Source organism: Gordonibacter sp. Marseille-P4307, assembly GCF_900604965.1.
Taxonomy (GTDB): domain Bacteria; phylum Actinomycetota; class Coriobacteriia; order Coriobacteriales; family Eggerthellaceae; genus Berryella.
This window is the reverse complement of the sequence record NZ_UWPD01000001.1, coordinates 20420-42801: the sequence shown is the minus strand read 5'-3', so window position 1 is coordinate 42801 and position 22382 is coordinate 20420. Positions and strand designations below refer to the sequence as shown.

Here is a 22382-nt window from a genome sequence, read left to right as displayed (position 1 = left end):
GGAAGAGCAATGAGCAATCGTGACGAGGCGATCAGGCTCCATCGGGAATGGGCCGGAAAGATCTCCACCGAACCGAAGATGAAGCTGGCCACGCGCGAGGATCTGGCGATCGCCTACACCCCCGGCGTTGCGGAGCCCTGCAAGGATATCGCGGCCGATCGGTCGCTGGCGTACGATTACACGCTGAAAGGCAACACCATCGCCGTCGTGAGCGACGGGAGCGCCGTTCTGGGTTTGGGGAACATCGGTCCCGAGGCCGCTATGCCCGTAATGGAGGGCAAGGCGGTTCTGTTCAAGGAGTTCGGCGGTGTCAACGCTTTTCCCATCTGCCTCGATACGCAGGATGTCGATGAGATCGTCGAGACGGTGAAGCGCCTCGCACCCACCTTCGGCGGGATCAACCTCGAAGACATCTCGGCTCCGCGCTGCTTCGAGATCGAAGAGCGCTTGAAGGCCGAGCTCGATATCCCGGTATTCCATGACGATCAGCACGGCACAGCCATCGTCGTTCTGTGCGGTATCATCAACGCGCTGCGCATTACGGGAAAACGGGTCGAGGATTGCCGCATAGTCGTCAACGGGTCGGGTGCGGCCGGCATCGCCATCGCCAAGCTTTTGCTGCTGTACGGGTTCAGGCACGTCGTCCTGTGCGACTCGAAGGGCATCGTCTCATCTCGCTCCGAACGCCTCAACGACGTCAAGCGCGCGATGCTTGAAGTGACCAACCTTGACGACATTTCGGGATCGCTGGCAGATGCGCTGGTGGGAGCAGATATATTCGTCGGCGTTTCGGTTCCGGGGGCCATCACGCCCGAAATGATCGCTACCATGGCTTCCGATTCCGTGGTTTTCGGGTTGGCGAACCCCGTTCCCGAAATCTATCCTGCCGAGGCCAAACGGGCCGGTGCGCGTATCGCGGCAACGGGTCGAAGCGACTTTCCGAACCAGATCAACAACGTCATCGCTTTTCCGGGCATCTTCAAGGGCGCGCTGGAGGCCCACGCTTCCAAAATCACCGACGAGATGAAGCTGGCCGCAGCCCGGGCGCTTGCCGACCTTGTTTCCGACGACGAGCTGAACGAGGATTTCATCATGCCGGACCCCTTCGACCTGCGTGCGGCTGAAGCGGTCTCCCGAGCCGTGAAGGGCTGCCTCTGCGCCCGTTAGGGTGCGGGAGGACGCCGCGATGTCTGGAAGGATCCCGATTGAGGCTGATTGAGCGAAAGCAGGTTGCCGAAGTCGTGCGCCGGGCTGTGCTTAGTTTGGCGTTCGATCTGCCCGACGACATCAAGCGCGGCTTGATGGAGGCCGCTTCGGCTGAAGAGAGCCCGCGCGCCGCCCAAGTGCTCGAGCTTCTGATGGAAAACGCGCGCATCGCTTCGAGGGACCGGGTGGCTATCTGCCAGGATACGGGCTCGGTCTGGGTGTGCTTGGAGGTGGGACCCGACGTATGCGTCGCCGGCGACGTTATGGCTGATGTGGACGATGCCGTGGGCTCCGCTTATGTCGAGGGGCGTCTGCGCATGTCGATCGTGTGCGACGCGCTGTTCGACCGCTCGAACACCGAGTCGAACACCCCTGCGTTCTGCGAGATTTACCCCTGCGCGCGCGCGGGCGCTCGCCTCCACGTCATGCTGAAGGGCGGCGGGTCGGATAACGCCAGCCGCGTGGTGATGCTTGCTCCGGGAGCGGGTCGCCAGGGCGTGGTCGATACCGTTGTTTCCTGCGTGCGAGAGAAGGCTGCCAATGCCTGCCCCCCGCTTGTGGTGGGCGTGGGCGTCGGATCGACGTTCGACAAGGTTGCGGGATTGGCCAAGCGGGCGCTTACGAGGCCTCTGGACGAGCCCGCTCCAGACGAGAGGACCGCTCGTTTCGAGCGCGAGCTTCTGGAGGCGGTGAACGCCACCGGATTGGGCGCGGGTGCGCTGGGCGGCTCGACCACGGCGCTGGGCGTGCGCGTGCTTACCGCTCCCTGTCACATCGCGGCGCTTCCCGTCGCCGTGAATATGGGGTGTTCGGCTATGAGGAGGGGCACCTATGAGCTGTAGGCGCTTGCGTCTTCCGTTAAGCCGCTCCGATCTCTCGTCTCTGAACGCGGGGGACTCGTGCCTTTTGAGCGGGCCGATGTACACGCTGCGCGACGCGGGCCATATCCGTCTTCTGTCCGAGCTCGATGATGCCGGAAGCGATCGTTTGCCCTACGGTCTTGCCGGTCAGGCGGTTTTCTACGCCGGACCCACGCCTGCGGCCGCGGGCCGTCCCTTCGGGGCCATCGGACCCACGACGGCGTCGCGCATGGATTTCGCCGCCCCGCGGCTTTACCGCGCCGGTGTGGTGGCGACGCTTGGCAAGGGGACGCGCTCGGATGCGGTGCGCCGCGCCTGCGTGGAAACGGGGTCGGTGTACTTTGTCGCCGTTGGAGGAGCTGCTGCTTATTTGGCGAAGTGCGTGGTTTCGGAGACGGTTGAAGCGTATGATGATCTTGGAACGGAGGCCCTTCGACGGATCGAGGTCGAGGACTTCCCCGTGTTCGTCGGAATCGACGTGCGCGGAAACGACGTTTACGACTTCGCCTTGTGATCGAAGGCGTCTCAAACAGGACATCTCATGAGTTGCGATTCGTATGCCGACGCACCCGAACGCGGGATCTTCATCACGTTCGAGGGCGGCGACGGCGCAGGTAAAACCACCCACATCAGGTTCCTTGCCCAGCATCTTCGTGAGCGAGGCAGGGAGGTCGTGTGCTTGCGCGAGCCGGGCGGCACGGCCATCGGGGAGCGGTTGCGCGACGTGGTGCTCGACCCCGACTGCGTCGAGATGTGCGACCGAACCGAGCTGTTCGTCTACGAAGCAGCGCGCGCGCAGATTGTGGCCGAGGTCATCCTTCCCGCGCTTGCGCGGGGGGCGGTTGTGCTGTGCGATCGGTTCTGCGATTCCACCGTGGCGTACCAGGTGTTCGGTCGCGGGTTGCCACGTGCGTTCGTCGATCAGGCCAACCGCTTTGCGACTCAGGGCTTGGTGCCCGACCGCACCATTCTCATGACGACCGGCGAGCGCGTTGAGGTTGGTTTGGAGCGCGCAACGCGCCATCACGAGGCCGACCGCATGGAATTGGCCGGTCTGGAGTTTCACGAGCGCGTGACGGAGGGGTTCCGATCCCTTGCGGAAAGCGAACGGGAGCGGGTGCGCATCGTGGTGTCTCGCGAACGCAAATCGGAAACCTCGCGGATGGTTTTCTCCGAGCTGTCCGACCTGTTCCCTTGGATGCGCGATGAGGCCGTTTGCAGCGACGATCTGTTCGCGTCGCTCGATCGCGCGCGCCACGAGGGGAGGTGCCGATGAGCGTAATCGATCCTTTCGAGGGCGTATTCGGACAACCCCAGGTGAGGGGTTTCCTGCGCGCATCGGTTGAAAACGGCCGCGTGACCCACGCCTATCTGTTCACCGGCCCGGCGGGTTCGAACAAGACGCTTGCCGCCTATGCGCTGGCCGAGGCTCTGATTTGCGGATGCGGGGAGTGCGACGCATGCCGTAAGGTTCGTCGGCGCAAGCATCCCGATGTGCATTACTACGCGCCCGAGGGGGCCGTCGGGTACCTGGTCGATCAGGTGCGCGACATCGTGGCCGATACGGCGCTCGCCCCCATTCAGGCTTCCAGCAAGGTCTATATTGTCGATCGGGTCGATCTGATGAACGCGGCCTCGGCCAACGCCTTTCTCAAGACGCTTGAAGAGCCTCCCGACGACGTGGTGCTTATCTTGCTGGGCCGGACGCGCGAAAGCGTGCTTCCCACCATCGTGTCTCGCTGCTCGGTGGTGCCGTTTCGCCATATACCCGCAACGGAGGCTGCGGGCATCATCGCCCAGCAGGCCGGGGTCACGCCCGCCCGCGCTCGTATCGGCCTTGCCGCGTGCGACGGGTCGATTACCAAGACCATCGAGTTCGTAAAATCAAACGAGCGCATGGAGTTCAGGAAATCGGTGCTGGGGGTCATGGGCCGCTTGGCGTCGATGGATTCCTGGGCCTGCATCGAGGCGGCGCGCGAACTGGTTGACCTTGCCAAGGCTCCGCTTGACGAGATCAGGGCGGCGCAGGAGGCCGAGATCAGAGAAAACGAGGATTTCCTGGCCAAATCGGCCATTCGGCGCATCGAAGAGCGCAACAAGAAGGCTTTGACGGCGAAAAGCCTCGAGTCGCTGCATCAGGTCGCTTCGATCGCCGCTTCGTTTCTCCGCGATGTTTTGGCGGTGTGCGCCCAGTCGCCCGAGCTGGTGGTGAACGCCGACGTCATGACCGCCATCGAAGAGGCCGCATCCGCTACCGACGAGGCTAGGATCGCGCGCGCGATCGCTTCGGTACGCGCGTGCAGCGCGGCCATTTCGTATAATGTTTCCCCCGAGACGTGCTTTGACGCGTTGCTGTTTGAATTGAAAGAGGCCCTGTATGGTTCGCGTAGCCCCTATCAGGCTTGCATATAATCCGAAAACGCTGTGGTTCGACGCCCGCGATCTCGATCTGAATCCAAGCGATTCGGTGGTGGTTCTCACGGCGCGCGGCTTAGAGTTCGGCGCTCTGTGCAACCCGGTGTTCGAGCCCTCGCAAGAGCAGCTGGGTTCGCTGAAAAGCGCTCTCAAGCCGGTGAAGCGCCTGGCGACCGAAGAAGACGTCGCGCGCTCTGTCGAGATGGATCAGCGCGGTCGCGATGCGCTGCCGCTGTTCAAGCGCCTGGCGGCCGAAACGGTGAAGGGCATGCGCCCTATAGCCGTCGAGTTCATGTTCGAGGGCGACAAGGCCGTCTTCTACTTCGAGTCCGAAGAGCGCGTCGACTTCCGCGAGCTTGTGCGCAAGCTCGCGGCCGAGTTCCATGTGCGCGTCGATATGAAGCAGATAGGCGTGCGCGACGAAGCCCGCATGGTGGGCGGTTACGGTCACTGCGGCCAAGAGCTGTGCTGCCGGCGCTTGGGAGGGGAATTCAGCTCCGTTTCCATTCGCATGGCCAAAGAGCAGGACCTTTCTCTGAACCCCCAGAAGATATCCGGGGTGTGCGGCCGCTTGATGTGCTGTTTGCGCTACGAGTACGATGCATACAAGGACTTCAAGGGCCGCGCTCCGAAGAAAAACGCCAAGATCGAAACGCCGGACGGCGTGGGCAAGGTTGTCGATCTGAACGTCCCCCGCGAGGTGGTTTCCGTGAAGCTCGATGGGGAGAAACCGGTCAAGGTTCCTTTGGGATCCATGTGCTGCTGCGGCGATTCGTCTCGCCCCAACTGTATCAAGAGGCGGGAGTGGGAGCGGCTCGGTTCGGAAGAAGCGGTTTCCACGTTCGGTTTGGGAGACCTTTCAACATCGCAGATTACTCGGGAAGATCAGTTGAGCGATCCCACCAAGGTGCGCACCATCGGCGGGCGAGGGCCGCGCGGTAAGTCCGACGGTTCCGCATCGTCCCGGTCGGACAAGGGGGAGGCCAAGACGCGCACCCGTCGCGGTAGGCGCGCCTCCGACGAACCCGCCGCGTCCGAGCAGACGTCGCATCGCCAGCGTCGCCGTCGGTCGGTGAAGCTTTCCGCCGACGGACCCGAGCGCACCCTCGAAGCCTCGGAGACATCTCGCCCGAGCGATCAGGGTGCATCACCCGATTCCGCGAAGGAGGGCGCCGCTTCCAAAGGCCGCTCTTCGCGCAGGCCGCGTTCCCGCTCGGGAAAACAGGGATCGGACGCATCCCGGTCCTCCTCACCGCAGCGTCCCGCCTCGTCGCCCGAAGGGGCCGAACGCGGCTCTGCGCGACCCGGCCGGCGCTCTTCGGAGTTGAGGAAGCGCCGAGAAGACGGGGCGGCGCCCTCGGATTCCCGATCAGGCTCCCGTGCGGGCGAAGCGGGGCAGACGGAAGGGCAGGGACGTCGCCGACCGAGGCGCCGTACCCACAGAACCGACGCGTCGGAAAACCCTTCAGCCGAATAGATCGCACCAGATGCCCCCGATCGGGGGCATCGGCCGTATCATCGGAAGACGGATGTTTCGCGCAAGGAGGCCTTTCAGTGAAAATCGACTATGCCATGCTCACCGATCTGTATCAGCTCACCATGGCTCAGGGATACTGGGATCACGGGGTGACCGATACCGAGGCGTGCTTCCATATGTACTTCCGAGACTACCCCTTCAAGGGGGGGTATGCGATCGCATGCGGGACCGACCAGCTTGCCGAGGTGGTCGATTCCTACCGTTTTGACGACGAAGCCCTCGATTACCTGTCCGAAATCAGGTCGCCCGAGGGAAATCACCTGTTCGGTCGAGGTTTTCTCGAATATCTGAGCGATTTCGGGCTCCACGTCGATATCGATGCGGTTCTTGAGGGAACGGTGGTGTTTCCCAACGAGCCGTTCGTGCGCGTGCGCGGTTCGATTCTCGAGTGCCAGCTTCTGGAAACGGCTCTCTTGAACTGCATCAACTTCGAGACGCTGATAGCCACGAAGGCCGCGCGCGTGTGCCAGGCCGCCGAAGCCCCCGTCGCCGAATTCGGCTTGCGTCGGGCCCAGGGTGCGGCGGGCGGCGTGTGGGCCTCGCGCGCAGCCGTCGTGGGCGGATGCGCATCCACGTCGAACGTGCTGGCGGGGCAGATGTTCGGTCTTCCCGTGTCGGGAACGCACGGCCATTCGTGGGTCATGTCGTTTCCCGACGAACTTGCGGCTTTTCGGGCGTATGCGGCGTCGTTTCCCGACAACTGCGTGCTTCTGGTCGATACCTACGATGTCGAGCAGGGGGTGCGCAACGCCATCGCGGTGGGGCTCGAAATGCGCGCGCGCGGCCAGCGCCTTGCGGGCATTCGCATCGATTCGGGCGACCTGGCGTGGCTGGCGAAGGGCGCGCGTCGCTTGCTTGACGAGGCGGGGCTTTCCGATTGCGGCATCATCTTGTCGAACGATCTTGACGAGTACGCGATCAAGTCGATTCGCGACGAGGGGGCCCAGGTTGCGGGATGGGGCGTGGGAACCAAGCTCGCCTGCGCCTACGACCAGCCCACTCTGGGAGGAGTGTACAAGCTGGGCGCTACGCGCGAACCCGAAGGCGCGTGGAAGGACCACGTCAAGATCACGGGAAGCGCTCAGAAGCTCACGACGCCCGGCGTGCTGGACGTCAGGCGCTATTTCTACGACAACGGGCTGATCGCGGGCGATATGGTGTTCGACGTCAACTGCGGGGTGGGGGAATGCGAGACCATCGTCGATCCTCATGACTCTCTTCGCCGCAAGAAGCTTGCCGGCATGCGGTTCGAACCGCTTCTTTCGCCGTTTGCCCGCGACGGCAAGGTGGTGCTCGACGCGACCCAGCGCGATGCCCTGGTTGCGCGCGATCGCGCCCGCGCCGGACTGGCGACGCTCGACGAAACCCAGAAGCGCATGCTCAATCCGCATACGTATCCTGTGGGTTTGGAGCGCACGCTGTTCGACAGAAGGCAGGAACTGGTTGCACGGCTGCTCGGTATCGAGTAGGTTAGATGGATCCACTTTTAAGGAGGGGCGTATGGTAAAGATCGTCACCGATTCGGTTGCGGGCCTGTCCGCCGCCGAGGCGCGCGAGCGGGATATCGAGATCGTCTCGCTTTTCGTGAACTGGAACGGGATCGAATACGTTGAATCCGATCTCGACGTCGATGATTTCTACGGAAAGATAGCCGATATGGCGGATAACGCCCCCACGTCAAGCCAGCCTTCCCAGCACGAGCTGGAGGAGGTGTTCGAGAAAATCGCCCAGGACGGCGACGAGCTTCTGGGCGTGTTCATAAGCTCCGGTTTGTCGGGAACCTACGAGGGCGCCATCCGCGCCGCCCGTTCGGTGGCCGCCCGCAACGCCGGATTCAACTTCCGCATCATCGATGCCTGTTCGGTATCTTACGACGAAGTTTGGCCGCTTCTGCGGGCCGTTGCCGCCCGCGATGCCGGGGCCGATCTGGATACCTGCGCGTCGGAATGCTACGAGGGCATTGCGTCTTCGCGTTTCTTCTTCGTTCCCGAGTCGCTTGCGTTTCTGCGGGCGGGCGGTCGCATCGGTGCCGCTTCCGCCCTTATCGGCGGTTTGGTGAAGATCATTCCGATCATCACGGTCACAGACGGCAAGGTGAATCCCTTCGCCAAGGTGCGTACGCACGGCAAGGCCATGAGGTCCATGTACGATCTGTTCAAGAAGGACGTCGAGCAGTACGGCATCAAAAACGTCGTGGTTCACTACATCGGCGACAAGAAGGATGCGGTTGCATGGGCCCGCGAGAAGATCGAGCCGTTGCTGGGGCATGCGGTGGCGGTCAAACCGGTGTCTCCTGTTGTTGGCGTGCATGTTGGCCCTGCGATCGGCATTGCGTACGAATGCGCCAGTAGAATAGCCGACAAGATAAACAAGCCGTTATCGGCCGTTGTGTGTTCTGCCTGATACTTTCCAAAAGGGGGCTTCGGCCCCCTTGCTCTGCTAGGAGGGGCGCATGAAGCCTCAGTGTAATCTGATCATCGATTCGTGCTGCGATCTGCCGTTCGACATAGTCGAGGGCGAAGGCGTCACGCTTCTGGAGTTCCCGTACCTCACCAGCGAAGGCGGGCGTTCCGACGACCTGTTCAAATCCGTCACCTCCCACGAGTTCTACGAGGGGATGCGCAACGGAGAGCAGCCTTCGACTGCGCAGGTGCCCTTGGTGAAGTTCCGCGAGGCGTTCGAACAGGCGGCGCGTTCGGGCGTGCCCACGGTGTACCTCAGCTTCACGCGGGGCCTTTCGGGCAGTTACGACACCGCGCTCATGGTGCGCGACCAGATCGTGGAGGAACATCCGGGTTTCGAGCTGTACGTGGTCGAAACCTGTCTGGCCTCCATAGCCGAGGGACTGCTGGTATACGAGGCCCTGCGCGAGCGGTCGCGCGGGCTTACGGCCAGTCAGATGGTCGAGTGGGCAAACGAGGCCAAGTTCTTCATCAACGAGATGTTCATGGTCGACGATCTGGAGGCGCTGCGCCGCGGAGGACGCATCCCGGCATCGGTGGCGCTGGCCGGTGCGAAGCTGGATGTGAAGCCGATGCTCGACATCGCTTTGGACGGTAAGCTGTCGCTGGTGGGTGTCGCGCGCGGACGCAAGAAGGGCATCAAGCAGCTGGCCGAGTTCTACAAGAAGCGCATCGAGCACGTAAGCGACGAGCGACGGCGCGTGATCATCGGCCATTCAGACTGTCCCAAAGACGTCGAGAGGCTCAAAGACGAGCTGCGCAAGCTTGACGAGACCATCGTGTTTCTCGAGACGTCTATCGGTCCTGTTATCGGATCTCATGTGGGGCCGGGAATGCTGGCGCTGGCGTTTTGGGGTGTCGATAGCCGCGAGATGCTGTCCATCTCCGAACGCATCGCTTCGCGCGTTCATCGCGATTAAGCCGTTTGCTCGAGGAGTTTCGCATACGTTTTCGGGAAGGGGATCCCATGTCCAATAGATTCGCATTTCAAGGTCACCAGTCGGTTGGCGCACTGGTGCGGCGCGGTATGGAGGGCCTTGCCTGGGTTGAGGTTGACGAACCTGTATCCGCCGACGTCGTGTTCACGTACTTCACGTCGCTCCAGGCGCTGGAAGATGCGTATTTCGGCGAGGGCGGTATCGCTCAGGCCGCACCTTCCGGGGCGCTATTGATCGATCTGTCTCCTTCGACGCCTTCGTTTGCCCAGGAGCTGGCATCGCTTGCGATGGTTTCGGGGCTGCGTCCGATCGAGGCTCCGCTTGCCGTGGTCGACTTGGGTGCGGCCGATGCGTTTTCCGACATGTCGCGCTTGGCCTGTTTCGTCGGCGGCGAGGAAGCCGATGTCGAGGAGGCCCTTTCTTTGATGTCGTGCGTTGTGGGGACGGCAAGCCGTACCGGGGCCGCGGGTTCTGCCCAGCTCGCCCGCTGCGCCCTTACGTTGCAAACCGCTTCTCAGATCGTGGCGGTCATCGAGGCCGAGGCGCTATACGCGGCAACCCAGCGTTCGGTTTCGGCGATCGAGAACCTGCAGGGTTCGGTGGGCGCCGTCGGCCCGCAGTCGGCCAGCGTGCTGGAACGCATAGCGCAGGATCGCTTCGATGCAACCTATACCGTCGAGATGTTTCTTGCCGAAATCGCGGCGGCCATGAGGGCGGCCGAGGACGTCGATCTTATCGTTCCCCAAGCCGAGACCGTGATGAACCTGGTTCAGTTGCTGGCCGTTCTGGGCGGTGCCGATAAAAGCCCCGCTGCCGTATCGCTTCTGTATCGCGACGAAGACGACGGGAGGCGCGTCGGTCTCGACTGGGCGCGCGCCCGCGCATACTACGACGTCGATCGCTCGGATGATGAGGGCGACTTCGAGGACGATGGCCTCGACGAGTGCGAATGCGGTCACGATTCTCGAGATTCCAACCACCAGTGCTGCGGCAAACATCACGCGAAGCGCTAGGTTTCCATGCCTGACGCCTGTCATCTCTGCCCGCGCGATTGTGGTGCGCATCGACGCGGTTCGGTCGGGGCGTGCGGAGTGACCGATCGCGTCGTCGTGTCGCGGGCGGCTCTTCATTTTTGGGAAGAGCCGCCCATTTCCGGGTCGTCGGGAAGCGGCACCGTGTTCTTCTCGGGCTGCCCTCTTCGGTGCGTTTACTGTCAGAACGCCGATATCGCGTATGCGCGGTCGGGGCTCGAGGTTTCCGTCGAGCGCCTGGCCGCCATTATGTCGGAACTGGAGGGCCAGGGCGCGCTCAACATCAACTGCGTGACGGCGACCTCTTTCATTCCCCAGGTGAAACGTGCGGTCTCTTTAGCCCGATCGGCGGGTATGAGGCTTCCGATCGTCTGGAATACGTCGAGCTACGAGACGGTCGAATCGGTTTCCCGCCTTGATGGCACGGTTGACGTGTGGTTGGCCGACCTGAAATACGCACACCGCGATGTTGCGCAGCGCTATTCCCGGGCGGCGGACTATCCGGATGCGGCCGCTGCGGCGATCGATCGCATGCTGGAGTTGTCGGGGGAGCCCTGCTACGACGAATACAGAGGTCAGACGCGATTGGTTCGCGGTGTGTGCATCCGTCACCTGCTTCTACCGGGTAATTTGGAAGATTCCAAACGCGTGGTCGATATCGTCGCAAAGCGCTACGGGGACCGTGTTTTGCTGTCGCTTATGAACCAGTACACGCCGGTGCTCGTTTCGGCGGCTCGATCTGGAGACAAGCAGGCTCAAGCTGTTTTGAGCGACTGCCCCGAACTCGCACGGCGCGTGACGGATGCCGAGTACGAGGAGCTTCTCGATTATGCCGACGCCCGGGGACTGGATGGTTATTTCTGGCAGGATGGGGAAGCGGCGCAGGAGAGCTTCGTTCCCGCGTGGGATTACACGGGTGTGCTGAAGCCATCTGACGAGCTTTGAGGCTTCGCGCCGGAAGGCCTCGGCGTTTCAGATGGGTGATCTCTGGAAAAACGGGGATCTTGCCAGGAAAACCCGGATACTTACCGTAGAATAGCCGTGCGCTTCATATGCCAGCGTGGCTCAACGGTAGAGCAACTGATTTGTAATCAGTGGGTTGCGGGTTCGATTCCTGTCGCTGGCTCCAACATCACACCAGGCCAAACATTTGTTTTGGCCTGGTTTGTTTTTAAAACCTGCTGATGTGATGCGACCCTGATGTGACCCATGGATCTTGGACATGCCTCAGGTCGAGAAGGACCGACGTGGGTGATCATCGGGCGCTATTCCCCTTTCTCCCATTCGATCGTCGAGGCTTCTCCCATCTCGCCGCCTGAAAGCTCGTTTGTATACGAATCTAGAATTGCGTTCATTTCCGAAACGAACGCGGCCAGATCCTCAAATGGCAGTATGCGGGCGAGCGAATCGAGCATTTCCTTTATTCCGATATCCTGCGATCGCCCCGCTTTCGCACAGTGAATGCGTACACCGCCGACGTTTTCATGATGACCCCCGCTTTGGTTATGTACCGAAAGACGATCGAGCGCATTTCCCTGTCGAACAGGAACATCGAGTATATTTTCGAAAATCGGGTTGCTTTGACGAAGACGTCGTCGCTTGCTGAAGACATGACCTTCCTAGTCCCCGCCTCACTTAGAGTCCACGGGGCCGTATCACTGCCAATAAACTATTCCATTTAGTGAATATTCGCACCGATAAAGACGCTAATGGGCGAATCCTATTATTCTCCCGTTCCTCTAATCCGTCGTTGATGCGCCATATTGCTTGTAGTAGGCGTCGATCTTCGCCTTCATGTCATCGTCGATCACCACGCGCCCTTGGCATTCCCGATTATGCAGATGCTCGGTTACGTCTGCCATGCTCACGATGGACGCGGTGGGGAATCCGTACAGATCGCTCACTTCGTCGAGCGCGCACTTGCATCCGCCCTTGCCTACCTCCATGCGGTTTAGCGACACCATAAGTCCCTTAACTTCGACATCGGCTTGGGCTTTCAGCAGGGGGAACGTCTCTTCGATTGATTTCCCCGAGGTGGTTACGTCTTCGACCATCACTACGCGGTCGCCGTCGTATAGCTTGGAACCCAAAAGTATGCCTGTATCGCCGTGGTCTTTGGCTTCCTTGCGATTCGAGCAGTAGCGTACCTGCTTCCCGTACAGCTCGGATACGGCCATGGCGGTGATCACGGAAAGGGGGATGCCCTTGTACGCGGGTCCGAACACCACATCGAAGTCGAGCCCGAAGTTATCGTGGATGGCGCGTGCGTAGTACAGACCCAGTCGATGCAGCTGATCCCCCGTTACGTACGCTCCTGCGTTCATGAAGAAAGGAGATTTGCGACCGCTCTTCAACGTGAAGTCTCCGAATTTCAAGACGTCGCTTTCGACCATGAACTCTATGAATTCCTGTTTGTAAGATTCCACGTTCGATCCTTTCGTTTTGCTTGCCAGGCGGCGTTGGGGGTTGCCGTCAGGCTGATCGGGATGCTTGCGGACAATCATAGCGCAACGGTTTCCCGGAAAGATCCGCCCGAGCTTCAAACTTCGGGATCGAAGGGTCGGCGAACCGGGTGGGGTAAACCGACTGGGCCGGGGCGCTTCTATCGTCTGATGGTAGAATGTCGCCTAGGCTTGGCGCCGTCGTTTCTCGGGCGGCCCTGCCGGGTTATCGGTCGATTACAGGGGTTGCATGGACGAGTTTGATGGTTATATCGGCGTGTTCGATTCCGGAGTGGGCGGCATCAGCGTCCTGAAGGAGGCGGTAGCCGAGCTTCCGCACGAGAATTTTTTGTTCTTCGGAGACTCCGCCCATGCTCCTTACGGTGAGAAGTCGGTCGAATGGGTGCGCGAGCGCAGCGAGCAGATCGTAGACCGCCTGATAGCCAGCGGCGTGAAGGCCGTGGTCATCGCCTGCAACACGGCAACCTCGGCCGCGGCGGAGGTTCTGCGCGCGAAGTATCCGGACGTACCTATCGTCGGCGTCGAACCGGCGCTGAAGCCCGCGGCCATCTCGCCCGAAGGCGATCGGATACTGGTGATGGCCACGCAGGTTACGCTGGGTCTCGAAAAGTTTCATAGGCTCAGCGAGGAATGGGGCGGCGACAAGGTTCATACCGTCGCCTGCGACGGGTTGGCTGCCCGCATCGAGCAGGGAAACCTGGGCGCTTCCGATCTCGCCGAGCTGCTTGAATCGCTCATCGGATCCTACCGGGGGCGCGTTACCAGCGTTGTTCTCGGCTGCACGCACTACCCGTTCATCGCCCGTCAGATCCAAAAGGTTCTCGGCGACGACGTCATGCTGTTCGACGGAGGGGAGGGCACCGCGCGCCATTTGGCGCTTGTTTTGGAAGAGGCGGACCTTTTGTCGGATTATCCGGGCGAGGGGATCGTCGAGTTCCGCTCCAGCAAGAACTATTCCGAGGAAATCGAGCTGTACCGGTGGTTTTTCGACCGGAGCCTCAGGGCGTGAGGGCGCTGCGGTAATTAGAACCCCAGGCTCATCTGGTTCTTATCGATATCGGCGCTGTGCGCGCGATGGTCCATCTGCTCGAAGTCGAGGTTCATTTTGCGACGGGTGAAGCTGCGGATGTGCCAGCTATGGCGGTCGCATACGAGCCACAGCAGACCGGCGGTTTCGTAGAGCAGAACGAGCGCCGGCATAAGGATTCCCGAATCTTCGATCAGCAGCATGATCAGCGCCGTGGCCACCAAGGCGGTATAGGCTGCGGTGAACGGGCAGTTCTCATCCCAGAACGTGCGGTACTGCCCCGGCTTTCTCCAGCGGAGGTAGATCATGAAGGCGACGATCGCGACGAAGATGGCGGCGAGGATGGGCGAGAACAGGATGGTGTTCCAAGAAAGCCGCAGCATGTCCGCGATGATGCGGAACGCTACGAGATGCCAGCCGCCGGTGAGCGCGTCGGCGGTCACCCCCAGGTGGGATTCATCGTTGAAGGCGGAGTCCAGGAACAGCACGCCGATGGTGAGCGCGAGGGCGACGAGCACGAAGACCGCCATATGCTTCCAGGTGACGCGCATGCCGTTGAAAAGCCACCAGGCGACGATGGATCCGACGGTCCCCCAGATCAGCGTTCCGAAATTGCAACCCCACCAAGGAGCGGCGAGAATAGTGACCACTGCGGCGCACCCGACGGGAAATATCCAGCGTCTGAAGTGGCGCGCCGCCCCCGTGTTCGCGAAGCGGTTCAGGACCAGGCCCGAGAACATGATCCACGAGCTGAATGCAAGCGATGCCCCTTCGTTTCCGATGCCGTAATAGCGCGTGGTTTCGATGGGGGAGTAGCTGAGGTAGCCGCACACCGTCATAGGGCCTCCCAGGAGCTGATCGACGAGAAGCGTGAGCGTGGTGAGCGCCAGTATGAGCAGAAGCGAGTACGTCCAGCGGAACACAAGCGCGACGATGATGCAGACAAATGAGATCTCCATGGCTACGAATAGGAAGAAGTCGAACGTGATCTCCGCGGTTGTGAACGAGGGGAGCTGCAGGTGCATGATGAAAGTGGCAAGGGGTATGGATAGCATGCCGATCCACAGGATACGGGTGATCGGCAGCAGGTAGGCTAGGAAGCGGGGACGTATGTGGATGTCGAGCGAGATGAGGCCCATGCTTAGCACGAGGGTGACCCCCAGAAGCGCAATGAACATCGAGATGAACCCGTCTTTGGACTCTTTGACGGATACGGCGATGGAGTCGTTGCGCGACAGCATGTCGGCGCGCTGGAGGGCGCCATAGCTGCTCGTGAACGGCGCTATGGAGAGATTGGCGGGGTTGCGCTGCTTTTCCAGCAGCAGCTGGTCGATGGCATCTCCCAGGTTTCCCGACGTGATCAGCCCGCTTCGACGTACGGTAAGCGAGCTGATCAGGCCGTTGTCGCTTCCATCCATCATGATGAGCAGCCCGTAGCCGTCGAGGCGATAGGTGTCGATTTTGGCCAGCGACGGCGACGACGTGACGATGAGGGAGTCGTTTTCCTTGAGGTTGCCGTAAATGCCCGCGACGTAGCTCTCGGTAACGCTCGCGCTGGCGTCGTTCAGACGCATGTAATGCATGCGAGGGTTGTCGACGAGTCTGATTACGTCGATCTTGCGCTCGGTGATCACGTTGGCGACCGCTCCGTTTCCCACGAGGTGTTGGAGAACGGGCGTGGACTCGTTGCTGATGTCTTCCCAGGATAGGTTGGGCGCAACCACCAGATACACCTGTCCTGTTCCCGGATAGGGGTTTTCGGTCGCCTCCGGTGCTTCGGTTGATTCTGCAGGCCGAGCCTCGGGCGGAGCTTCGACGAAGGTTTCGGACGCGATGGCGCTTTCGCCTCCGGCACCGGGGGATATGCGGGAGGCGCATCCCGTCAGGGTGGCGGGGGCCGCAAGTGCGCAGACTATCAGAATGCTTGTGACTATTTTAGGAAAATCCAGCATAGCGGCCATTATACCAACGGGTGGAGCGCCGCGTGGAAGACTTGTCAAACCCGCGCGAACGTCAGGCAGAACACGGATCGGGCCCCCGCTTCCCTCAACGCATCGGTTGCGTCGAACAGGGTTGATCCGGTGGTCAGCACATCGTCGATCAAAAGGATGCTTCGTCTTCGGCATGCATCGGGCCGCGCGTCGAATCGTCCTGTCAGGTTCCGGATACGCTCCGCGCGCGAGAGTGCTCGCTGGTCTTTGGAGTCGGGCCTGTCCAGAGCGTGCACCAGCGCAAGCCCGGTTTCCGCGCAGAATGCGCGTGCAAGAAGCTCTCCGTGATCGAACCCTCGTCTGATCAGAGCCGACGACGAGGCGGGGATGAATGCGACGGCATCCAGATCCCATTCGGGATGGATGCAGGCATGCATGAGCCGCGCCATATCAAGTGCGAGGCGCTGTTCTCCCTGGTCTTTGAATGTTCTGACGAGGCGGCCCGTTTCTGCGGTGAACCGAACCGCGCTTGAGCATTCATCGAAGGGGATGCGGCTCCTGTTCAGACGTTCGAGGCGGACGGGGGAGCATTCGGTGCATTGGATGAGACCGAAGGCGGCGCCGCAGGTTGGGCAGGCGGTCCAACGGTCGAGATAGGGAAGGTCGCGTTCGCATGAGGGGCACAGCGTGAATCCGGGCGCATCGCATAGGCAGCAGCGCGTGGGCCATACGGTCTCGAGAGCCGCATCCTTTATGAAGCGGGCTGTTTTCCGGGTCGCGCTCCAAAAATCGTTCATGTGCGCAAGCGTACGCTGCGGCTCCGACCAAAACCCAACGGATATCCGACGGAGTTTCACCCCATCCAAACGGTAATGCCCCCGAACGCGCTCGAATGCGAACCGCGACCCATTGTTTCTCTCCGGGAGCCCGATCTTCGAGCCTCGTTTCAGTTTCTGCTAGAATCAGGGGGCTTCTTTCGGGTCTGTAGTTGCGAAGCGCGCGAACGGCGCTTCAAGTCCATGGCAGACGCGGTCGAAAGGATCCACGTAAACGGCTTCGCTTCGGCGGGTCGCGAGCACGGCGCGTTCTAGAGGTAAGTCGCATCGTCCGTTCATATTCTCGCAGCATGGTGCCGCGGCGGACGAGAGGGTGATGGTGAGAGCTCAGCCCCGATGCGCGGGTGTGGGGTCGAAAACTAGGTCAGCTGGAAGAGGCGCGTTGTATCCTCAGCTCCTCGGAGCCGAACGGAGGTTTTGGTATATGAAGCGATCGAAGGTCGCGGTTATCGCCGTCGCGGCGGCCGTATGTGCGGCGTTTTGTCTTGCGGGATGTGCTTCCAGTCACTACGAACCCGTCAAAAAGACCCAGACGGTAGCCGATTCGGCTCTGAAGAAACCGGGCGTTTTGCGCGTGGGGGTAAACGCGTCGGCTGCACCTTTGGCGGGCAAGGCGTCGTCGTCCTCGAAGATCGTGGGCCTCGATGTGGACGTTGCCGCCGCGATCGCCGACGAGATGGGGGTGAAGGTCGAGATCGTCGATGCGGGAGTCGATCCGGCAAGTGCCCTTCGCTCGGGGGACGTCGATATGGTGCTCGGAGCGGATTTCTCATCTGCCGATACCGATTACTGGAGGTCTGACGCGTACCTTCAGACCGGAGTTGCCCTGTTCTCGGCCAAGGAGGGGGCGACTGCTCCCCGCGTGACCGATTCGGCGAAGATCGGTGCACAGGTGTCGTCTAAAAGCGCCTGGAGCGTCGAGAACCTGTTCGGAAGCAATGCGATCACCGTCGAAGAGAGCTTGGCGGCGGCGTTCAGGGATCTGGAGGCTGGTGCGGTCGATTACGTTGCGTCCGATGCTCTGACGGGGGTCTACCTCGCCAAGACCTCGAGCGTCGATGCGCACGTGGTGGCGCTCCTTCAGCAACCGGGCGGCTACTGTGCGGGCGTATCCACCAGCAACCTGGAGCTTCAGAAGGCCGTCTCGGCTGCCCTGGGCAAGTTGGCGTCGGGGGGCGCCATCGACGTGATCGAGCGCAAGTGGCTGGGTCGGCAGGTAGACATCGCGTCTTTGACCGTGATCTCGGGATCGGGCACCACGTCCGTTACGGATCGGGCAAGCGCTTCGGCCGACAAGAAGAACGAAGCGTCTTCGGGCGCGGCAACGCCTTCGGCCGCTTCGGACTCGCCGAGCGCAACGACGCAGAACCAGGCGTCCACCCCGAATCAAAACGTTCAGAGCCAAGCGCAGGGCCAGGTTCAGGCGGGCTGATCCGTTCTGCCTCTCGATCGCTGCGATTCGCATGCGGGCGGGCCGCTCCTTTCGAGGCGGCCCGCCTTGCTTTCTATCGAGCGGGAGAACCAAGCAAGTCGATGACGGCAAGACCGTTCTTTGAAGCCTCGATGATCTCTCGGTTTCCGAACGTGCAGATGGCTCGCTGCTGCGTCATCTTCTCGATGGAGGGAGCCAGATTGCGCACGTCGTTTGGCTCTGCGTCGAGGGCCTGGGCGCGGATGCGCGCGCGGTCTTCGGGTTTGCAGCGGCCGAAAAACTCGATGTCTTGGCGCAAGATAAGCTGGCGCGGTTTGATCGGCGCGTCCATCTCGGCCACGGTGCTGACCTTGAATCCCTCCATAGCCTCGGGGGAGGGGTCGAATTCGGCCAGCCATCGGCTGGAATCGCGGAATCGCTCGACGGTTTCGTCGAGGTGCGGGTCGCGGTACGAGTAAAAGCGCATGTTTCCGTAGCGGGAGGCTTTGAAGCCAACGCCGTAGGCGCCGCCCTTCACGCGCACCTCGTTCCACAGGTAATCGAACGTCAAAGCTCGAGAAGCGACGCTCCATACGCCGGTGTAGGCTCCGTCCAGCAAGCGGTTGTCCCACCCGAGAGCCGTGTAGCTTACGTCGGAGACGACGATGAAGGCCTCGTTGCGCACAACGGGTTCGGGGATGTCGAGGCGGGTCGTTCTCTCGGCAGTGCGCCCCAGTGCGGGTCGCGCTTTCCAGAAGGCATCGTAGGCCTCGTCGGAGCCGGTGAAGCTGACGGTGCACAGGTTGTCGTTCAGGATCTTTTCAGCCACGTCTCGCAGCCGCTTCGGTAGATCTTCCGTCCGCCGATCGAAGTGCTCCAGCAGATCCTTCAAGAACAGATAGAAGTCGACGTTGCCCAGCTGCTCGCTCAAAACCCCCGCTCTTGAATAGTACGATCGCACGCGTTCGCTGGCGTAGAGGTGGCCGGAGTTCGCAAAGTCCTGCTCCATATCGATCTTGCGCTGCGTGAGGATGTCTTTGATCTTGGGGACGTCGTCGAAATTGGTCTCGAGCATCACCTCGCGCGGCAGATCGGCCAGCCACCATGCGTTCTCTTCCAGGGCGCTTGCGCTTGCAACTAACTTCAGGTCGGCTTCGCCCTGCGCCGCGGGCGACTCGATGACGCGCGGATAGAACGACAGGTTGCCCAGCTTTCCCTGAACCAGCGTGTCTATTTCGGCGGCGCTGTGGCTTTCGGTGGGGAGTTTTCCCAGCACCATCGCGAGGATGCTGAGGTAGGGAAGATCCTCGAACGACAGGGCGTCCGCATCGAAGTAGCGGTAGGCATAGGCTATCCGGTTGGTTTCGATGCGGTGACGCAGCGTGGTGATCGGCGTTTTCCAGTCTAGATCGAGGGTGGGCTCGGACGGCGCGCCGCCGATGTCGTCCAGCGTGAGGCGCGGGAGCGTCGCTGTGGCCTCGGGGGAGTCCTCCTTGGTTTGGAAGGCGCGCAAAGCCCGTTCGCCTTCGACGATGCGCATGCGCTCGTTTGCTTCCATCCGGGAGTTTTTGAGGGCGAGCTCTGTTTGCTCGGCATCGGTTTTCAAAGCCTCGGGAACTACCTCGACTTTGGCGCGGTGGTCGTTTTCCAAAAACAGGCAGCGCGCCAGATCTTCGAAATAGCCGGATTCCAGATCGTTTTTCAGCTGCGAGAACATCTCCCCGTAGCGCAGGTACGACGTCGGCATCGCATCGTCGTAGAGCCACCCGCACAGAGCCGTCATGGCATGGGCCACGCCGTCTGCCATGCCGAAGTTGTGCTCGCGCATGACGAACTCCGAACGGGAGAGCGACGCTTCGATGATCGCGCGATCGAATCCCTGCTCGACAAGGCGCTCCACGGCCGATCTCAGCTCGGGCAGCAGGCGCGCAGACGTTGCCTCGTCGATGCCCCGGGCCTCGACGACTGCGAAGGGCTGCAGCAGGGAGTCGGCAGTGTACGCCACGATCTCGGCGGCGACGCCCGCATCGAGCAGGGCTCGCTTGACCGGCGCTTCGTTGGACCCCATCAGGGCATCGAGCAGGATGTCCGTTGCGAGGATGCGCGCGGGATCGGAGAAGTCCCCGATGACGAACGCCGCGCCGACGCAGGCGTTTTCGGGTGCGGTGTCCATCGTGCAGACGACGTCCTCGCGTGCGACGGGCGTCTGCCTATGCAGCTCGCGGGGGCGCAGCGCGGGGTGGCCCTGTTGCGCGCGACGGCGGTCTTCTTCGGCGATTTCCCTGTTCACCGGCGAGAAGTACGCGTTATCGAGAAAAGCCAGGACGCGGTCGATATCGAGGTTTCCGTACAGGACGGTGTAGCTGTTGTCCGGGCGGTAGTGGCGCCGATGCTCGTCGAGGTATTCTTCGTAGGTCAGCTTGGGGATGGCACGCGGCGTTCCCCCCGACTCGAATGCGTAGGCGGTGTCGGGGAACAGGGTCCGCTGCAGTTCGTCGAACAGAACCGAAGAGGGATTCGACAGCGCGCCCTTCATCTCGTTGAATACGACTCCGTTGTAGACGAGCTGGGAGTTGTTGGCATCGAGCGGCGACTGCTCGGCGGCATTGTCGTTTCCGCGCAGTTCGTAGTGCCAACCTTCCTGCTCGAATATGCACCGGTTGGAGTAGATGGCGGGATGGAACACGGCGTCGAGGTAGACGTCCATGAGGTTCATCAGGTCGCGCTCGTTGGTGGATGCAACCGGGTAGAGGGTCTTGTCGGGGAAGGTCATGGCGTTCAAAAACGTCTGCATCGACGTTTTCAGCAGATCGACGAACGGCTCTTTCACCGGAAACTTGCGCGATCCGCACAGCACGGAGTGCTCGAGGATGTGGAAGACGCCCGTGTCGTCTTTGGGCGGCGTGCGAAACCCGATGGAGAACGATTTGTTGTTGTCTTCGTTTTGGAGGAACAGCAGCCGCGCCCCCGATTCTTCGTGGCTCATCACGAAGGCCGCCCCGTTTATCTCGTCCAGGTTTTGCGCGTCTTCAACAGTGAATCCGTGAATCTGAGAACCGATGGTGAGCAGCATAGGCGACCTTTCGCTTGCAAGGGAAATCTTGCCGGAAATGGTACCACAGCGCCCGATCGGCCAGGTGGATTGTGCTTCCCGACGAAACGGGCGTTACGCGGCGGACATTCGAGGAGAGCATATGTCGAGAAAATGTGAATTCACAGTTGCTATGACACTCTACTGTGATAAAGTATCGCCAGAGAAAGCGGAGGGCGCTAGCGCCCGCATCCTAAAGGGAGGATCCAATGAAGAAGGCAAGGTTCGCAGTCATCGTCGCCGCGGCTACGGTGGCGCTCGCTTTGGTTTTGTCAGGCTGCGCCGGTTCGGGTACGAATTCGTCGGACAAGGCGGCGGGCTCGGGCGGCATCAGCAAGCTGACGGTCGGGTTCGACTCGTCGTATCCGCCCTACGGGTTTGTGGGCGATGACGGATCCTACACCGGGTTCGATCTCGATCTGGCTAAAGAGGTTGCCAAGCGCAACGGCTGGGAGTTCGAGGCGTCGGCTATCGACTGGGATGCGAAAGACGCCCTGCTGCAGTCCGGCTCCATCAACTGCGTCTGGAACGGGTTCACCATGGAGGGTCGCGAGAAGTCCTATACGTTCAGCGATCCCTACATGCTCAACGAACAGGTTGTTGTGGTGAAGAGCGCTTCGAACAGGACCACGCTCGAGCAGCTTGCCGGCGCATCGGTGATGACCCAGGTCGACTCTGCGGCGCTTGACGTGCTGGAGACTCCCACGGCCGAGGGCGGTCAGGCCGATCTGGCGGCGACCTTCGGTTCGCTGTCCACCATCGGCGACTACAACGGAGCGTTCCTCCAGCTGGAGTCCGGCGTGGTCGATGCGGTGGCCTGCGATCTGTCTATCGCCCAGTACCAGATGTCCAAGAATCCCGGCAAGTACGTCCAGATCGAGACCCCGTTGTCCTCTGAGCGCTATGCGGTGGGCTTCGCCAAGGGCAACACCGAGCTCGCCCAGGCCGTTTCGGCCACGTTGAAGGAGATGGAGGCCGACGGAACCGTCAAGGCGCTGTGCGAGAAGTATGCAACCTATGGCATTTCCTACGATAATTGGCTTCTCAAATAACTTTAGCGTCCTAAAGCAAAAAAGCCTCGGTATACTGAAGAGGATCGTCAATCGCGCACCTTCCGGTCACAGCGACGGAAGGTGCGCGTCGCTGTGAGGGTTCGAGGTGCATCGTCCCCTTGC

The 22382-nt window shown here is 61.3% G+C and carries 20 protein-coding genes and 1 tRNA gene; 15 read left to right on the top strand and 6 right to left on the bottom strand.

Annotated elements, in window-relative coordinates; all coding sequences use genetic code 11:
• The first annotated feature begins 9 nt into the window (after positions 1–9).
• From EIH26_RS00195 to EIH26_RS00140, 12 genes are all read left to right on the top strand, one after another.
• Positions 10–1167 (top strand): NADP-dependent malic enzyme, encoded by a 1158-nt coding sequence (locus EIH26_RS00195; protein WP_124060220.1) that lies wholly within the window; start codon positions 10–12, stop codon positions 1165–1167.
• 38 nt (positions 1168–1205) lie between these two features.
• Positions 1206–2048: a fumarate hydratase gene (locus EIH26_RS00190; RefSeq protein WP_124060219.1), complete on the top strand. Its 843-nt coding sequence runs from the start codon at positions 1206–1208 to the stop codon at positions 2046–2048.
• Positions 2038–2580: a fumarate hydratase C-terminal domain-containing protein gene (locus EIH26_RS00185; protein ID WP_124060218.1), complete on the top strand. Its 543-nt coding sequence runs from the start codon at positions 2038–2040 to the stop codon at positions 2578–2580. Before EIH26_RS00190 ends, EIH26_RS00185 begins: the two co-directional genes overlap by 11 nt.
• A gap of 27 nt (positions 2581–2607) precedes the next feature.
• The gene (gene tmk, locus EIH26_RS00180) at positions 2608–3342 is read left to right on the top strand and encodes a dTMP kinase (protein WP_124060217.1); all 735 of its coding nucleotides are present in this window, start codon (positions 2608–2610) and stop codon (positions 3340–3342) included.
• Positions 3339–4478 carry an AAA family ATPase gene (locus EIH26_RS00175; protein WP_124060216.1) on the top strand — a complete coding sequence of 380 codons (1140 nt, stop codon included), beginning with the start codon at positions 3339–3341 and terminating at the stop codon, positions 4476–4478. The genes tmk and EIH26_RS00175 overlap by 4 nt, the downstream gene beginning before the upstream one ends.
• Positions 4444–5958: a regulatory iron-sulfur-containing complex subunit RicT gene (ricT, locus tag EIH26_RS00170; protein ID WP_124060215.1), complete on the top strand. Its 1515-nt coding sequence runs from the start codon at positions 4444–4446 to the stop codon at positions 5956–5958. Before EIH26_RS00175 ends, ricT begins: the two co-directional genes overlap by 35 nt.
• 77 nt (positions 5959–6035) lie before the next feature.
• On the top strand, positions 6036–7487 hold the full coding sequence (locus EIH26_RS00165) for a nicotinate phosphoribosyltransferase (RefSeq protein WP_124060214.1): 1452 nt from the start codon (positions 6036–6038) through the stop codon (positions 7485–7487).
• A gap of 31 nt (positions 7488–7518) precedes the next feature.
• Positions 7519–8421 (top strand): DegV family protein, encoded by a 903-nt coding sequence (locus tag EIH26_RS00160; RefSeq protein ID WP_124060213.1) that lies wholly within the window; start codon positions 7519–7521, stop codon positions 8419–8421.
• 49 nt (positions 8422–8470) lie between these two features.
• The gene (locus tag EIH26_RS00155) at positions 8471–9400 is read left to right on the top strand and encodes a DegV family protein (protein ID WP_124060212.1); all 930 of its coding nucleotides are present in this window, start codon (positions 8471–8473) and stop codon (positions 9398–9400) included.
• Positions 9401–9447: 47 nt separating this feature from the next.
• On the top strand, positions 9448–10431 hold the full coding sequence (locus tag EIH26_RS00150; RefSeq protein WP_124060211.1) for an NAD(P)-binding domain-containing protein: 984 nt from the start codon (positions 9448–9450) through the stop codon (positions 10429–10431).
• A 78-nt stretch (positions 10432–10509) separates the two neighbouring features.
• The gene (locus EIH26_RS00145) at positions 10510–11394 is read left to right on the top strand and encodes a radical SAM protein (RefSeq protein WP_370453753.1); all 885 of its coding nucleotides are present in this window, start codon (positions 10510–10512) and stop codon (positions 11392–11394) included.
• A gap of 109 nt (positions 11395–11503) precedes the next feature.
• A tRNA-Thr gene (locus EIH26_RS00140) sits at positions 11504–11578 on the top strand.
• A gap of 136 nt (positions 11579–11714) precedes the next feature.
• Here EIH26_RS00140 and EIH26_RS08330 read toward each other — a convergent pair.
• From EIH26_RS08330 to pyrE, 3 genes are all read right to left on the bottom strand, one after another.
• Positions 11715–11864: a hypothetical protein gene (locus tag EIH26_RS08330; protein WP_164470927.1), complete on the bottom strand. Its 150-nt coding sequence runs from the start codon at positions 11862–11864 to the stop codon at positions 11715–11717.
• A gap of 5 nt (positions 11865–11869) precedes the next feature.
• Positions 11870–12061, bottom strand: coding sequence for an Abi family protein (locus tag EIH26_RS08635; RefSeq protein WP_124060209.1), 192 nt, complete (start codon positions 12059–12061; stop codon positions 11870–11872).
• 127 nt (positions 12062–12188) lie between these two features.
• Positions 12189–12875: an orotate phosphoribosyltransferase gene (gene pyrE / locus EIH26_RS00130; protein WP_124060208.1), complete on the bottom strand. Its 687-nt coding sequence runs from the start codon at positions 12873–12875 to the stop codon at positions 12189–12191.
• 265 nt (positions 12876–13140) lie between these two features.
• Between pyrE and murI the strand changes: the two genes are divergently transcribed.
• The gene (gene murI / locus EIH26_RS00125; protein ID WP_124060207.1) at positions 13141–13920 is read left to right on the top strand and encodes a glutamate racemase; all 780 of its coding nucleotides are present in this window, start codon (positions 13141–13143) and stop codon (positions 13918–13920) included.
• A gap of 14 nt (positions 13921–13934) precedes the next feature.
• Here murI and EIH26_RS00120 read toward each other — a convergent pair whose 3' ends face one another.
• Complete coding sequence (locus EIH26_RS00120) at positions 13935–15890, bottom strand: hypothetical protein (RefSeq protein WP_124060206.1); 1956 nt, start codon at positions 15888–15890, stop codon at positions 13935–13937.
• A gap of 44 nt (positions 15891–15934) precedes the next feature.
• Positions 15935–16666: a ComF family protein gene (locus EIH26_RS00115; protein ID WP_124060205.1), complete on the bottom strand. Its 732-nt coding sequence runs from the start codon at positions 16664–16666 to the stop codon at positions 15935–15937.
• Positions 16667–17129: 463 nt separating this feature from the next.
• Between EIH26_RS00115 and EIH26_RS00110 the strand changes: the two genes are divergently transcribed.
• Positions 17130–18137, top strand: a complete 1008-nt coding sequence (locus EIH26_RS00110; RefSeq protein WP_164470926.1) for an ABC transporter substrate-binding protein — start codon at positions 17130–17132, stop codon at positions 18135–18137.
• 73 nt (positions 18138–18210) lie between these two features.
• On the opposite strand, the gene EIH26_RS00105 is transcribed toward EIH26_RS00110, so the two are convergent.
• The gene (locus EIH26_RS00105; protein ID WP_124060203.1) at positions 18211–21189 is read right to left on the bottom strand and encodes an insulinase family protein; all 2979 of its coding nucleotides are present in this window, start codon (positions 21187–21189) and stop codon (positions 18211–18213) included.
• A gap of 227 nt (positions 21190–21416) precedes the next feature.
• Between EIH26_RS00105 and EIH26_RS00100 the strand changes: the two genes are divergently transcribed.
• Positions 21417–22259, top strand: a complete 843-nt coding sequence (locus EIH26_RS00100) for a transporter substrate-binding domain-containing protein (RefSeq protein ID WP_124060202.1) — start codon at positions 21417–21419, stop codon at positions 22257–22259.
• The last annotated feature ends 123 nt before the right edge of the window (positions 22260–22382 follow it).